Source organism: Pantoea sp. EKM103V, from assembly GCF_011800365.1.
Classification (GTDB): domain Bacteria; phylum Pseudomonadota; class Gammaproteobacteria; order Enterobacterales; family Enterobacteriaceae; genus Pantoea; species Pantoea anthophila.
Map to the genome: position 1 here is coordinate 1 of NZ_JAALFQ010000017.1, position 15,098 is coordinate 15,098.

Annotated in this window: 11 protein-coding genes and 3 pseudogenes; 10 read left to right on the plus strand and 4 right to left on the minus strand. The window is 49.7% G+C overall.

Features of this window, described 5'->3' with window-relative positions; genetic code table 11:
• Window positions 1-462 (plus strand): annotated as a pseudogene (locus HFD97_RS20815) (cytosine permease); the annotation flags it as partial.
• Window positions 443-1,129 (plus strand): cysteine hydrolase family protein, encoded by a 687-nt coding sequence (locus HFD97_RS20820; RefSeq protein WP_009089440.1) that lies wholly within the window; start codon window positions 443-445, stop codon window positions 1,127-1,129. The pseudogene HFD97_RS20815 and the gene HFD97_RS20820, both read left to right, overlap by 20 nt.
• Window positions 1,130-1,191: 62 nt before the next feature.
• Here HFD97_RS20820 and HFD97_RS20825 read toward each other — a convergent pair whose 3' ends face one another.
• Window positions 1,192-3,378 (minus strand): bifunctional diguanylate cyclase/phosphodiesterase, encoded by a 2,187-nt coding sequence (locus tag HFD97_RS20825; protein ID WP_167431499.1) that lies wholly within the window; start codon window positions 3,376-3,378, stop codon window positions 1,192-1,194.
• A gap of 393 nt (window positions 3,379-3,771) precedes the next feature.
• Here HFD97_RS20825 and HFD97_RS20830 point away from each other — a divergent pair, with 393 nt between their 5' ends.
• Window positions 3,772-4,884: a mechanosensitive ion channel family protein gene (locus tag HFD97_RS20830; protein ID WP_058957638.1), complete on the plus strand. Its 1,113-nt coding sequence runs from the start codon at window positions 3,772-3,774 to the stop codon at window positions 4,882-4,884.
• Window positions 4,885-5,386: 502 nt separating this feature from the next.
• Here HFD97_RS20830 and HFD97_RS20835 read toward each other — a convergent pair.
• Window positions 5,387-5,758 (minus strand): helix-turn-helix domain-containing protein, encoded by a 372-nt coding sequence (locus tag HFD97_RS20835; RefSeq protein WP_150029772.1) that lies wholly within the window; start codon window positions 5,756-5,758, stop codon window positions 5,387-5,389.
• Between the two features lie 157 nt (window positions 5,759-5,915).
• Here HFD97_RS20835 and HFD97_RS20840 point away from each other — a divergent pair, with 157 nt between their 5' ends.
• The 6 genes and pseudogenes from HFD97_RS20840 to HFD97_RS20865 all read left to right on the plus strand — a co-directional run bounded on the left by HFD97_RS20840 (window position 5,916) and on the right by HFD97_RS20865 (window position 12,824).
• Window positions 5,916-6,782 (plus strand): SDR family oxidoreductase, encoded by an 867-nt coding sequence (locus tag HFD97_RS20840; RefSeq protein ID WP_167431500.1) that lies wholly within the window; start codon window positions 5,916-5,918, stop codon window positions 6,780-6,782.
• A 413-nt stretch (window positions 6,783-7,195) separates the two neighbouring features.
• Complete coding sequence (locus HFD97_RS20845) at window positions 7,196-7,537, plus strand: hypothetical protein (protein ID WP_167431501.1); 342 nt, start codon at window positions 7,196-7,198, stop codon at window positions 7,535-7,537.
• A gap of 314 nt (window positions 7,538-7,851) precedes the next feature.
• Window positions 7,852-8,302 (plus strand): annotated as a pseudogene (locus tag HFD97_RS20850) (mechanosensitive ion channel family protein); the annotation flags it as partial.
• Between the two features lie 601 nt (window positions 8,303-8,903).
• Window positions 8,904-10,463 carry a methyl-accepting chemotaxis protein gene (locus HFD97_RS20855; RefSeq protein WP_167431502.1) on the plus strand — a complete coding sequence of 520 codons (1,560 nt, stop codon included), beginning with the start codon at window positions 8,904-8,906 and terminating at the stop codon, window positions 10,461-10,463.
• A gap of 409 nt (window positions 10,464-10,872) precedes the next feature.
• Window positions 10,873-11,098 (plus strand): annotated as a pseudogene (locus HFD97_RS20860) (DNA (cytosine-5-)-methyltransferase); the annotation flags it as partial.
• A gap of 124 nt (window positions 11,099-11,222) precedes the next feature.
• Window positions 11,223-12,824, plus strand: a complete 1,602-nt coding sequence (locus HFD97_RS20865; protein ID WP_167431503.1) for a methyl-accepting chemotaxis protein — start codon at window positions 11,223-11,225, stop codon at window positions 12,822-12,824.
• A gap of 429 nt (window positions 12,825-13,253) precedes the next feature.
• On the opposite strand, the gene HFD97_RS20870 is transcribed toward HFD97_RS20865, so the two are convergent.
• Entirely contained in the window at window positions 13,254-13,526 is a 273-nt protein-coding gene (locus HFD97_RS20870) for a hypothetical protein (RefSeq protein WP_046102257.1), read from the minus strand.
• Complete coding sequence (locus HFD97_RS20875) at window positions 13,504-14,034, minus strand: DUF2778 domain-containing protein (protein WP_154927703.1); 531 nt, start codon at window positions 14,032-14,034, stop codon at window positions 13,504-13,506. Before HFD97_RS20875 ends, HFD97_RS20870 begins: the two co-directional genes overlap by 23 nt.
• A 451-nt stretch (window positions 14,035-14,485) precedes the next feature.
• On the opposite strand from HFD97_RS20875, the gene HFD97_RS20880 reads away from it, so the two are divergent.
• On the plus strand, window positions 14,486-14,953 hold the full coding sequence (locus HFD97_RS20880) for a GNAT family N-acetyltransferase (RefSeq protein ID WP_046102130.1): 468 nt from the start codon (window positions 14,486-14,488) through the stop codon (window positions 14,951-14,953).
• Window positions 14,954-15,098 lie beyond the last annotated feature (145 nt).

Sequence of the window (15,098 nt, forward strand, 5' to 3'; positions counted from 1 at the left end):
GCCTGTCTGTTTGTCTTTATAAACCTCGGATCGGTCTGCACACACTGTCTTTACAACGGCGCGGTGGGATTCAGTCATCTCTTCAGCAGCAAAATGCGGCTCTGGACGCTGATTCTGGGGGGCATCGGCGGCGTGCTGGCACTGGCGGGAGTCTGGTCTTACTTTCTGGAGTGGCTCAGCCTGCTGGGCATTGTGGTGCCGCCGTTTGGCGCGGTGATGATCGTGGATTTGATCTTTATGGCGCGCATCAGCGAACAGCGTCCGGCACAGCGTTTCCGCGGTACCGCGTTCGCCGCCTGGGCGATTGGCAGCCTCTGTGCGGTGATCGCTCATGTGGCCTTTCCGCAGTTCGGTGAAGCCGTCATTGGCCTGGTCACGGCCGCCCTCAGTTACAGCCTGATTAGCAAACTGCGCATGCCGCGCCCGGAAATGGAGAACAGTCATGCCCGACTACAGCGTTAATTCCACCCCCTACGCCTGGCCGTTCGATGGCCATTTTACCCCGGCTGACACTGCCCTGATCGTCATTGATATGCAGACCGACTTCTGCGGCGTGGGTGGCTATGTCGATAGCATGGGCTATGACGTCAGCCTGACCCGTGCGCCCATCGCCCCGCTGCAGCAGGTGCTCGCCGCGATGCGTGCACGGCAGTTTCCGGTTATTCATACCCGCGAAGGGCACCGGCCCGACCTCAGTGACCTGCCAGCCAATAAGCGCTGGCGGTCGCGGCGGATGAATGCCGGGATTGGCGATGTGGGGCCGTGTGGCCGCATTCTGGTGCGGGGTGAACCGGGCTGGGAGATTATCCCGGAGCTGGCGCCGCTGCCGGACGAAGTGGTGGTGGATAAGCCGGGCAAGGGCTCGTTTTACGCCACCGATCTGGAGCTGATTCTGCGCAGTCGCGGCATCCGCAATCTGATCCTGACCGGCATCACGACGGATGTCTGCGTTCACACCACGCTGCGCGAAGCCAACGATCGCGGCTTTGAGTGTCTGGTGCTCTCCGACTGCTGCGCGGCAACTGAACGGCGTCACCACGAGGCGGCGCTGAGCATGATCCATATGCAGGGCGGCATTTTCGGCGCGGTCGCCTCGTCTGCGGCGCTGCTGGACAGCCTGGGCGCATAGCGGTCTGCTGCTGATACGGATAGCCCGGGCGCACCGATGCGTTCAGGCTATCCTTCCGGCCGTTACGCCTGCGGCGTCGTCTCTGGCGCGGCGGAGGTCATCAGCGCCGCAAGCTGATCGGCGGGCACCGCCTGACTGAAGAGATAGCCCTGCAACTGATTACAGCCTGCATCCGCCAGCGCCGACATCTGTCCCGGCGTCTCGACACCTTCCGCCGTCACCATCAGGCCCATGGCATGCCCCAGTTTCACCACCGACTCCACAATCGCCACGGAATTTTCCGCCACGCCCAGCGACTGGGTGAAAGAGCGATCGATTTTGATTTTATCGACCGGGAAGGTACTCAGATAGTTAAGGCTGGAGTAGCCGGTGCCGAAATCATCCAGCGCAATGCGGAAACCCGCTTCACGCAGCGCCACGATAATCGCGCGCGCCTCCCGTTCATCCTCAATCAGCACGCCTTCGGTGATCTCCAGCTCCAGGCGTCTCGGATCGCCGCCGTGCTGGCTGACAATCGCCATGATCCGCTCGACAAAGCCCGCCGATCGGAACTGCACGGGCGAGACGTTGACCGCCACCAGCAGCGTCGGGAAACGCTGCTGCGTGGCACAGGCTTCAGCGAGCACCCACTCACCCAATGGCATAATCAGGCCGGTCTCTTCGGCAATCGCAATAAACTCACCGGGTGCGATCAGGCCGCGTGTCGGGTGGTGCCAGCGCAGCAGCGCCTCAATGCCGACCATCTGCTGACCGCCGATGTCCATCAGCGGCTGATACCACACCTCCAGCCCCTGACGGCTCTGCAGCGCGGAGCGCAGATCCGCCGCGATAGCCTGGCGGGTGCGCACCGACTCATCCATCGCCCGTTCAAACTGACGATATTTACCACGCCCGCCGCTTTTGGCTTCATACAGCGCGATATCCGCTTTGCGCATCAGCTCCAGCCGGTCGATACCGTCTCTGGGCGCGAGGGAGAGCCCGATACTGGCACCGCTCCATACTTCGCTGCCAAACAGCGTCACAGGCAGGGCCAGCTCGTCGACGATACGCTGGGCCAGACTCTGCGCCTGGCCCAGGTTTTCGACATCCGGCATCACCACAATAAATTCATCGCCCCCGATGCGTCCCACAGTGTCGCTGGCGCGCACGATCCGGCTCAGGCGCTGCGCCACGGCGATGATCAGCTCATCACCGGCGTGATGACCATAGGTGTCGTTGATGGTTTTGAAGCGGTCGAGGTCGATCAGCAGCAGGGCCACCCGCTGATCGTGGCGCGTCGCCAGCGCCAGTGCCTGCGTCATGCGCTCTTCAACCAGCGCGCGATTGGGCAGACCGGTCAGCACATCATGAAACGCCAGATGCTGCGCCTGCGCCTCTGAGGCGCCGAGCCGCAGCATCGACTGCGACAGGCTGACCAGCGAATGCCAGAGTCGCCACACCATATAGAGACACAGCAGGGAGATCGCCAGCACCGCCAGCCCGGTTGAAGGGCCGATGGTCCGCAGCATCTGCGCACCGGGACGGGAGGGAACCCACTCCAGATACCCCACCGGATCGCCCGCCTGCGCCACCAGCAGATAGCGCGCCGCGCTGCCTGGCTGCGCCGTGCCGTCCGTGAAGTGCAGATCCTGAAGCTGATTGCGTTCCGCCAGGCTCGCCAGATAGCCATCATCCAGAAATTTCAGGCTCACCAGCCGGAAACGGGGCAGGGTGCGGTTCTCCTGCTGTATATTGCCGACGGCCAGGGCGGCGGCACGGTTCGTGACCCGCGCATAGTCGGCCCTGTCCGGGCGCGCCGGATCGGTGACCAGCGTACTCTGCAACACCTCACCCGCCAGCGGATCGCTATCCGGCGCAGCGACCGGCTGGCCCTCGCGCCAGACTCTGACGATTTGGTTCTGCTGATCCAGCACCATAATCAGCTGATGACCGAACATTTCATAGAGCCATTCACCGATGTTCTCATCCAGCCAGCGGTCGCTGTTGCTCGCTGAGAGGTGCTGCTCAAGCGGCGCCCAGCGCGACAGGCTGTGCAGCTGGCGCAGATGTTCATTCAGGCTCTGCGAAAACGAGGCTTCAATCATCCGCTGCTGTTGCTGCCGGGCTTCGGCGTTAGTGAGTGAGGTGCCGATAAACAGCGCCGTGCCGGCACCCGCAAAGGTGAGCAGCAGGATGGCGACCAGCGGTACCAGCACTTCACGCAGAAAACTGCGGCGGAAATCAGCGGAAAGTTTAATGCTATTAATCATATTGTTGTTTTTCTCAGCGACGGCGGGGCACAGTTTAAAATTAGCAGACAAGACTCTGTCGTCTACATTCAGCGGGGGTTATAGTGAGTCCGGCAGCAATTTTTGCTGTCGCAGGGGAACGAAAAGGGTCAGAAAAGCGAAACGGTTATATCAGGCGGGTTAATGATATCGGCCAGGGCCGCAGGCAACTTCTGTCACTGTCCGCCCTGGCTGAAAGGCAAAAGAGGCGCATCGGGGGCGCGGGCTGGCGAGGCTTTCCTGTCAACTTTGCAGGTATGGTTCATACTTGAACCCATTGATTGTATGACAGACGGATGACCGTGAAGACAACGGTTACTGCATGTGTCACTTATCTGACAACCCGGTGTTGTCAGCTTACTAAAAGGGAAAATAATGCCATTGTTATTCGGTGAGTTATCTGGTTTCCCGTCGTGGGTTCCTGTTGTATTACTCGTCTCGCTTTCATTTGTACTGGGTTTTCTGGGCCGTCTTATCCTGCTCGCGTTTATCCGCTACTGGCAGAGTCGCGACAGGAAGCTGTTCAAATCGCTGGAGAAGCACCTCAGTGGGTCGATGTTCTTTTTCATCCCGTTATTAATGATCAATGTGGGTCTTAATTACATTAACTTCCATCCTGACTCGCTGGATTTAATTACCAATATTATCAATGTCTTTATTATTATGTCGTTTTGCTCAGTATTAATACGACTGACCAATGTGGCGCAGGATATGCTTTATATCCGCTACGACATCAATATCTCAAATAATCTGCGCGCGCGTAAAATCCGCACACAGATTATCTACGTCAAAAAAGTGGTTATTGTCATCCTGGTGTTATTCTGCCTGTCGCTGATTCTGCTGAGTTTCCCGAGCGTGCGTAAATTTGGCACCACCATCCTGGCAGGGGCCGGTGTGGCGGGGATTATCATAGGTTTTGCGCTACAGAAGTCGCTGGTCAATCTGTTCGCCGGTATCCAGATCGCCTTTACCCAGCCGATTAAAATTGATGATGCGGTGGTGGTAGAGAAAGAGTGGGGCTGGATTGAGGAGATTAACCTGACCTATGTGGTCGTGCGGATCTGGGATCTGCGCCGCCTGGTGCTGCCGATCACCTACTTTACCGAGAATCCTTTCCAGAACTGGACACGCAACAACGCTCAGATTCTCGGTTCAGTCTTTCTCTATGTGGACTACTCAATGCCGCTTGAGCCTCTGCGGACGCACTTTGAAAAGGTGCTGAGCGAAACCCGACTCTGGGATGGAGAAACCCAGGTGCTTCAGGTGACCGATACCACCGAGAAAACCATGACCATCAGGATGCTGATGACCGCGCAGAACTCGCCAATCGCCTTTGATTTACGCTGCTACGTGCGGGAAAAGATGATCGAGTTTATTCAGCAGAACTACCCGGAAAGCCTGCCGCAGGTAAGGGCATCGCTGACGGATAGCGGGCGTGAGAAGGGAGAGAGAGGAGTGGCTGAGCAGGTTTCAGGCATGGCGGACTGAGTGGTTTTGAGCGCTCCAGGGAGGGTGACCGTCACCCCTGAATGACACAAATGAGCCGTAACAGGCTCATTTGTGCTTCTGGTTGCTTCGGGGGCCGTGACCTGAGTGCCCGGTGCAGAAAATTCACACTAAGCGGATGCGCATACCGGACATTCGTCCGGATGTTACAGAGCGTAGCCACAGACCAGGACTGTAAGCAGGGTAGTGTCTGCTATGTGCGAGGAGCAGACGAGAATCGTCAATGGCATTCAATGCTCCGAGCGAGATGACATAGGCTAACTGAGCCGCCTGTTTGCGGAAATAATCGCTGTGAATGTTAAATGTGTTAACGCCAAATAACACAAATTACCTCATTTATGCCTGTCTGGCGTTATAGTATTTATACTTGTGTCATTAAAGTATTGAAAGAAATGTCAAAGCCTGAAAAACTCCTTACCGTCACCTGATATCAATTTTTTTAACATTTCATTAATAAATAATGAGGCTATTAATTTCAGGCAATTTAACTTACAGGCTGGGGTAACTGACTATCATATTCTTGCTGTGCCGCTATTACTGCTCCGAGATTTTCATTTGTCCATTCAAGTAAAGTGTGAAAAATTTTGTCTAGCGAGTGACCTAAGGGTGTTATGCGGTATTCGACGGCAATAGGTGAAGTGGCCACTACGCATCTTTCCACAATCCCATTTCGTTCAAGTTTGCGTAAACATTGTGTCAAAGCCTTTTGAGTGATTCCACCGATTCTGCGCTTTATCTCATTGAATCTTATTGGCTTTTCGCTCACGGTCAATATTACCAGCACGGACCATTTATCGGATATCTGGTCTAAAACAATCCTATTAGGACAAGATGCAATTCTATTTGACGTTGTCATAAACCCGGTTTCCTAATTGCTACTTAGTAGATAAAAAGTGCCTGATTGACCTGTTCTGCATTCTGTATATCATCGAATCTGATTCCAGTGAAACTAAACCCTCTTAGGTCAGATCACTTTTCTCTTATACGTTGATGTTAAATTTAAAGGGTTAAATATGATTGCAGTGACAGGTGCAAACGGTAAATTGGGTAAGCAAGTCATTATGAAGCTTCTTTCCTTTTATCCTGCTGAAAAAATTGTTGGCCTTGCCCGGAACCCTCAAGACGCAGGAGATCTTATAAAGTTGGGGGTACAGATTAAACAAGCCGACTATGATAAACCTGAAACAGTATCAGCTGCGTTATTTGGCATTAAAAAACTGTTACTGATTTCGGCTGTGATTCCCAGTGAAAGGTTCAGACAGCATAAAAGCGTCATTGATGCTGCGCGCCAGGCTGGCGTGAGTTTAATTGCTTATACCAGCCAATTACGTGCGGATACTTCGGCGTTCTCGTTGGCAAAAAGTCATAGAGAGACGGAGAGTTATATTAAACAAAGTGGAATGGTGTACACCATCCTGCGTAATGGGTGGTACATAGAGAACCATACTGAGAATCTTAATAAGGCTCTCCAGCATGGTGCACTGTTAGGCTCATCAGGGAAAGGACGTTTTTCCTCTGCTACCAGGGGGGACTATGCTGAAGCTGCCGCTGTGGTTTTAACTCAGGCTGGGCACTCTGGAAAAGTATATGAGCTTGCGGGTAGCGATGCTTACACCATGTCTGAGTTAGCTGATCAGGTTAGCGAGTTGATCGGAAAAAAAATCGACTATCTCAATTTATCCTATCATGATCTTAAGCAAGTGCTTTTATCAGTTAACATACCTGAAATGATTGCAGATGTTGTTATTGAAGCAGATAAGCTATCGCAAGAGGGCGAGTTATTTAGTGACAGTAATGATCTCTCTATCCTGCTAGGAAGAAAAACGCTACCTATTCAGCAGGTGATTATTAACGAAATTAAACAAAAAAGACTGGGCTAATTCAATCAAGGTCTGGTGTCGATGTTAAGCTAAGTTTTTCTATTGTCTGGTATTGAGACAGGCAGGGAAGCCCATTTGATTTTATCAATACCCGGTTATATGGCCCTGTTTTACAAGCATGTAAAGCTTTAGAATATCCAGTTTAGTGATGCTAGCCAGGACTGGTGTGGAAAGATCATCATACCAGCAAGAGGGAACAACGTTCGCTTAGCCTGAGTTGCTTTATTTATCTGCGGGTGACAATATTTTGCCTTTAGGTAAATTTCGGTTTTAGAAAAATTTGATAAAGTCATTCATCATAATAGTTGTAAAATAGAAAAGTAAGCGATGCTTTCTTCAGAAGTATTATGTAAATATATCTCTTTGTGTATCTCTATGGATATGCATAAGGTGAGGCTGAGGGGAAATAAGGATTGAATATTCGTAATATAAAAAAGACTTTAATGAAAGCGTTGGTAGCGTCTTTTTGCTTCTTTTTTATGACGTTTTCTAACGCAGAGTCGGGAGAAAGTCATGATTTCGCGCTTTCTAAGCCAGAAATCAATGGTGGAAAAGAAAAATATCCGCGATATTATGAAGTTGTGGCTAAGAACTTAGTCATTTCAGGATGCAGCCTCACTACTTCCTGTGCCAATTTAAGTTTAAAAAATGAAGGATTCATTCGCATAGGGTTTATTACTTATAAGCTGCGCTGGTTTAAATTTTTTGCGCAGGATGTTAGGTATTACCTCAATGAGATGTTCCGTCACCAATGAAACCCCTCTGCAGGCAACCGGCAGTTCAGGCGAACGCGAAGATCTTGAGGTGACCTTATGAGTAACGCCAGTGATAAATGACGCGGTAAGACCGGCCCAGATGATAACAGCTGTATATATCCTGCAATGCTTAATCCCTGTCCCGACAGCCCAATCCCTCCTTCAGCAATAAATGAGCGGATATCATATCGTTTACGGCTATATTGACGTTCAGTGAGAGAATAGACGGCGTGGCTTGTCGATCATGCTTATCAGATTCAGTGGCTATCAGGCTGACATTGATGAAGCGGATACTAACCCGGTCAATTTTTTCGATTGAGGAGATTACCCTGAGCTATGTGATGGTACGGATCTGGGATCTGTGCTGCCGATTACCGACTTTACCCAAAATCCTTCCCAGAACTGGACGCGCAACAACACTCAGATTCTGGGTTCAGTCTTTCTCTATGTTGACTACTCAATGCCGCTTAAGCCCCTGCGGACGCACTTAAAAAGGTGCTGAGCGAAACCCGACTCTGGGATGGGGAAACTCAGGTGCTTCAGGTGACCGATACCACCGAGAAAACCATGACCATCAGGATGCTGATGACCGCGCAGAACTCGCCAATCGCCTTTGATTTACGCTGCTACGTGCGGGAAAAGATGATCGAGTTTATTCAGCAGAACTATCCGGAAAGCCTGCAGCAGGTAAGGGCATCGCTGACGGATAGCGGGCGTGAGAAGGGAGAGAGGGGGGCTGAGCAAGTTTCAGGCGTGGCGGATTAAGTGGTTTTGAGCGCGCCAGGGAAGGGTCACTCCTGAATGAACACAAATGAGCCGTAACAGGCTCATTTGTGCTTCTGGTTGCTTCGGGTGCCGTAACCTGAGTGCCTGGTGCAGAAAATTCACACTAAGCGGATGCGCATATCGGATATTCGTCCGGATGTTACAGAGCGTAGCCACATACCAGGCACTGTAAGCAGGGTAATGTCCGCTATAAGCGAGAAGCAGACTTTCCAGAGTCCTTCGAACGAAGGCAGGCGGATATATTCTTATCAATTTCCCAGAAATTCTCCAGAGTAAATGTCTGCTTACAGATGGATATTCAAATACACATCTTCGTTACATTTTAATGTTTTTTTATTACTAAAAGTCTTAATTACTGTAAAAAAACAAATCTTCAAAATTTTACCCTGCCTGCACGGCAAATACCTTTGTATTTATTTTTAATAAGAATGCAACAAATTTAATGTAAAGATAACAATAAAGTAATTCGGTTGTTTTATCAGCATTTTCTCAAATTAATAGCGCATTCATCTCATCAGAAAAAGCTAATGTTACCGGTAACTCTGCCGATAGGAATTTTATCTTTTAGAGGGAGATTAAAATGTCGGTCATCAGCAAATTTAAACTTTCAAGAGTACTGCTCACCAGTGGCATATTCATCATCGTTATTCAGCTTTGCGTAGGATTAGTATTTCTCAACTATTTAAAGTCTGACAGAGATAATTTCAGAAACGCTGACGTTGTGAGTAAAAAAGTACGGCTTTTGAGCGACATCTGGACGCAGTTAAACGAGGTGAGAGCAGACACTAACCGGATTGCTCTGTGGTTGATAAAAGATGGTCCGGGCAGTGAAAAAGTAAATTATTTTATTGCCCATGGAGAAAAGATTCTTAGTCAGTCAAGAAAAGATTTTTCCAGCTATCAGCAACTGGCTGATATCAGGGGAGTGCCAGAAGATATACAAAAATCTCTCCAGAAAAGCTTTCAGGCATATTCGGCCATTTTGCAGCAGTCGTTAAATAATGGCTATAAGAAGGATGCAAACCTTATGTTCTCGATTAATGCCGGCCCCTATAAGGATAAAATGCAAAGCGATTATGATGCATGGCGAAGCAGGGTGGCAGATATCAGCATCCACATTTCCGAAAAGAGCAGCGAGACTTACTCTAAGGTGACTGTGTTTTTCTATGGAATGATAATTTTCAATCTCATATTTATGTTCGGAATCATCAGGGTGTTTAAAAACGTGCTTATCCAACCCCTGTCACAGGTTTATGCGCAACTGGAACGTATTCAGTCAGGCGACCTTACCAGTGAGGTTAAAACAGAATTCCCTCGCAAAACTGAAATAGGGGGATTATTCTTTAAACTCAGTGAGATGCAGTCAGGTCTTATCAGGGTAATTTCCGAGATAAAAGAGGGGTCACTGAATATTGTCAAGGGTATCAGTGAGGTGAGTTCCGGCAACAATGAACTTTCAGCCCGCACGGAACAGCAGGCAGCGTCTATTGTTCAGACAGCATCCAGTATGGAGGAAATGACTGTGGCGGTTAAAAATAACGCGCAAAACTCTGCTGATGTATCTGAACTGATTAACGACACCAGAACAAAGTCTGAACAGGGTAAATCCGTAGTCCTGTCACTGTCAGACAGGTTGAAAACCATGCAGGAAAAATCGTCAAAAATTAACGATATTACCGGCATTATTGAAAGCATCGCTTTTCAGACCAATATCCTGGCACTGAATGCGGCCGTTGAGGCAGCCAGGGCGGGCGAGCACGGAAAAGGATTCGCTGTCGTAGCCGGAGAGGTCAGGAATCTTGCGCAAAAAAGCTCATCGTCAGCGAAGGAAATCAGCGATCTTATTAGTGATTCAGTAACGGAAATTGAAGAAGGTGCAAAGCTATCTGATGTCGCTCAGGACTCAATTTCAGGCGTTTATGATGCGATACTGGAGATACATGATGTTATGCACAACATCAGAACCGCTACGGATGAGCAAAGCAAGGGGCTTGAGCAAATTAATATTGCTATTTCTGAACTTGACACTGTTACCCAAAAAAACTCCGCGCTGGCTGAAGAGACCTCATCAGCAGTAATGCTTGTTGAGAGTGAAACGGTGAATCTGAATCGCGTGGTTGATTCATTTAAAACCGGCTAATTCGATATGTCGCTTAACGAATAAATCAGATGGCGGGATATTCAAATGCTGAAAACAACTTTTGAATATCCTTGCTTTACGTCAATAGTGATATTTACATTAAGACTTCTCAGCGCCTGTTTGCTGCCTGACGGCCGCTTCCGGCACCTTTCCCTGTTCGTATCTTAAAAAGACGTCCCTGATGATCCCGGCATGTTTGCATTTCTACGCGGTAAGATCCGTTCTACGCGGATTAGTAAATGCAATGTTGGAAACGTCCGCTTCTGTCGTGGACAGACCGTTGCGCCGCAACGGCCGCTATGAGATTTTTGTGGTCATCACGCTCGTCTTTTTTACAGCTTTTACAGGCGTTACAACTTCAGTAAGTTCTTCGTCAGACCTGCCGGCTTTAAAGATCGCAACGGCCTGACGCAGAAGGAAAGCTTGTTCCTCAAGGGAAGCCGCCGCGCTGGCCGAATGTTCAGCCAGCGGACTGATGGGATTTGAGGCTCCGGAACAAAGCCCATTTCCGTATTCCGGTCTCGGATACTCAGGCGTACGGGCAGCTTGGAAACTCCATGGTGGTTCCGGTTTTTACTGCTGTGGAGCAGCTACTTTTGCCGCTCATCGAACAACATCTTAGCCAAAAAACTTAGCGCCACAGGGCCATAATTTTTTTTAAGACCGCGCATTATGCTGTTTTGCGCTGAATCGCGTCCCCTGTCACCAAATTGTCATGCCCACTCCCAATACTCTTTTTTATTTTTTTGGGGTCGTTAGATGTCACTCCTTTCTGTAATCTCGTTACCGCTACGTTTACGCACGCGTCTTACCTGGCGTATGCCGCTTTGGCTCACCAGCCTTCGCAGCCAGTTTTTGCTGTTTATCGTGCTGTTTTGTTTACTGCAGTTCGCGGGCGTACTGCTGCTCAGTAATCACGTTAATCAGACGCAAATTTCACTTGAGCAAGGCAATCAACTGCGGGAAAGGTTGGCCCTGCTGGATAAAGCACGTATCGAGTTGCTCACCGCCAGTGATAACAGCCACCGCGCCGGTATCTATTTAATGCAGGATCAGCAAAGCGGCTCGGTCGATAGCTGGAAAAGTCTGGCGGCCGCCTCCAGGGATTCGTTAACAAAAGCCCAGTCGCTGTTCACCGCCTACCATGCTAAAGCGGACAGCCCCCTGGCTCAGGACTTTTCGATGTTAGCGGAAGGTTTGCAAGAGCAGTTGAAAGGGTTAGCGGCCAATGACATTAATGCCTTTTTTATTGTGCCGATGCAGGCATTCCAGCAGCAGTTTAACGATGCCTGGTTCAGCGAGCTTGAACAGGCCAACCATCAGTTGAGCAGCGTGAATCAACTTACCCTCAGTACACTGAAGCAGAGCCGCAATATGTCGCTGATCGTCAGTGCCATTTTGATGGCGCTACTGGTGCTGGCCTCCAGCCTGCTGATGCGCGGCGTGCTATTGCCGCTTCGACGAGCCAACCAACAGCTGGAACAGATTGCAACAGGCGACCTGGTACCGAACCATGAGACGCCGGGTCGCCAGTGTTTAGAGACGCGCCAGCTGTTTCAGTCGATCGAATCGATGCGCTTCGGTCTGCAGCAGATTGTCAGTGACATTAATAATGTTGCAGTCAGCGTGGCAGCCGGTGCAGAAGATATGCAGCAGCATAACGAACAGTTCATGCAGCAACATCAGGCGCAGAATGCCAGCTTTCACTATCTGTCACAGCGTTTATACCGCGTGTCTGAAGAAGTCGAAATTGGTGCACAGCTCTCGCAGCAGGCCACACAGGAGGCGCAGTCAGCTGATGCTCTGATGCGCAATTGCGTCGCGGAAGTCGACAATATGGAACTTAAAATGCAACAGATCGTTGCTGCCTCGGGCGATATCGCCGGGATTGTCGCCATGCTGGATAGTCTGTCAATGCAAACCCGATTACTGTCGTTAAATGCCGCCATTGAATCCGCTCACGCCGGAACGTACGGCAGCAGTTTCTCCGTTGTCGCCAAAGAGATGGGACTGCTGTCGCAAAAGAGTGGTGAATCAACACGTCAGATTGATGGTTTAATTCAGCATACTCAGCAGCATGTGAATGATGGTTTTGACAAAGTTAAGGCGCTGGAAGTGCTGTTCACGCAAATCAGCGGCGCGGTTTCGGGGGTAGTAACACAATTGGATGAGTTACAGCAAAATAGCATCGCGCAAAGTCATCGCGTCAGTAAAATTGCGCAAGAAGTGGTGGAGATGAGTAACCAGCTGCAGCAAAACGAAGCGCTCAACGCCCATCAGGTCAATTCTGCTACGCAATTGCGTGAACTCTCTGATCGCCTCGCGCAGCGGGCACAGCAATTCCGCGTCGATGCAGCTTAAGTGCAGAGATAAAAAGCTCGTGAATAACGTAATACTTGTCAGTTAAGATCTTAATAGGGATCGCAACAGATAACGTTGCATTGTATCACTGCAGACCGGGTTCCAGCATTTACTCAGGGCAGTCGCATCACGCCTGAACAGTCAAAATGCTTTCGCTTCCACAGGCTATTTATCAGTAAGCGTCGCATATTGACCGTGTTGACACTCGTATGGAGGTGTATCAGCTCAGACTTTAGCTGATAGGTTTTGTTGATTTGGCATAATTAATCAGTGAGGGGCTGTTGTGAGCGAAAAGCGGACGTCAAATGATAGCAGCAGGGTCGTTCTGACATAATAAATATAACAACCCGCTCGCGAGCCCTTTTTGGTGATGATTTTTCAGACAGAAGTGCAGGGCAGTATAAAACCTCCGTTTTTACTGCAACCAGCCTATCCACGTTTAACTTTTTTAATTGCCATTTTTACTAACCAATATATGGCTAAAGCGTAAAACGCGATAACGATTAAAAGGGAAAAGAACGTAACCGGATCCGTACCAGCTTCGTATACGTCATCCTGATAACTGCTGAAAATTTGGTGAGAATGCTCAACGAGCCACGCCGTCAGCGGATAGAGTGGCATCCCGTAACGCGAAACCATAAAGGCCAAAATAAAGCAGACGAAAAAAACCGCTGCTTTTCTAGCGAGTTTTGCAGTTTGCAAAGTTACTTTCTCCCTGAACGTCAACATAGCCGTATGCCATCAGGCTGTTTCTCGAACCCGGCACGCGAATTTTTTTTCTCCGGAGCAGCGCCTGTCTTACCGTATAGAAATCAGTACGCCGTACGAAGGTGATACACCCTTCACTTTCTCCGGAGCCGTCTGGACGAAGAGGATGCAGGCGGAAACCGCCGCGGGCAACGCCATTGATGAAGATGGAATCACTCATCGTTTCCGAATTAAACAGCGCAAACCACTCTGAATGATTTGAGCTGTTCCAGGTGTCGACGGCCCATCCTCTGATCCGGTTAGCGATACTGCCTTCAGGACGTGGAACTATCCAGTAGCGCCCGATCGGAATTGCACTGTTAGGCCTGTAGGTACAATTTGGATCATTGGTATATGGCTTTTGGCCGGAAAAGACCGGAAAGGTACCTACGCCGTAAACGTGCAGCTTTGCCTCGCCACCGCCCTTAGTCAGATCGTCGTAGCTCATTCTCATTAACTGCATTAAACGCTCCATGTAATTTATAAGGAAAGCCATTGAACCGGGCAATGCTACCATTCCTTCATAGAGAAGTTAACGGGCAGGCTGGCGCTTGACAGCCAGAGCTCTTCTGCGAGCCAGACAGCGTTATTTATCATAAGACTGCTTGCCGCACTCCGTCAGGGTGACTCGGCGTAATCCTTGAACACAAATACTCATGTCCACTTCTGGCACAACGCGGAATTCTGCAGGCTTATGTCCGCTATGAGCGAAAAGTGAACGTTAAATAGAGCAACTTCAGGGTGAATTTCGGGTTGATTCATTAAATGAATGAGGAAGTATGTCAGGAGCGAAAACAGATACTGTATCTCATGGAGAAGCGCTCAGGAATGCGTTTTGGAATAGGCACGCATAGTGCGATTTTTCATCAGGTGATAAGGTCGGGTTTCCCGGAAATTCATAAACAGGAGTGAACGTGAGCACGTTAGAGAAATATGAATGTCACAAGGATAACTATCTGGTAAGTACAGACAGGAAAAGGCTGGATGTGCAGGCCATCCATCGTTATCTGACGCGGTCGACCTGGGCTAAAGGGATTGATCGGAATATTGTCAGTCTATCAATCGAAAACAGCCTTAATTTTGGTGTTTATCACGATGACGCTCAGATTGGTTTCGCGCGTTTAATCACAGATTACGCTACGTTCGCCTACCTTTGTGATGTTTATATCCTTGAAGAATATCAGGGAGAAGGGCTGGGTAGGTGGATGATGCAATGCATACACCATCATCCTGTTTTCGAGCGGCTTCGCAGAATCATGTTGTTTACTACCACAGCTCCCTGGCTCTATGAAAAATTTGGCTATGAACCTGTTAATCGGGAAAACTATGCATGGAGTATCACAAGGCCTGACATTTATTCCTGTGTAAAAAAGTCTGGTTAACTGACCTGCTCTCTGTTGCTTATCTCCGCCTGTCATCAGAATGTCCACTTCTGTCCCAAAGCAGACCGACGGGATACCAGAATTCGCTATAAGCGGGAAGCCTGAGTCACTGCTGCGTGAGCTGGAACAGAGCTTTTGTGCTGGA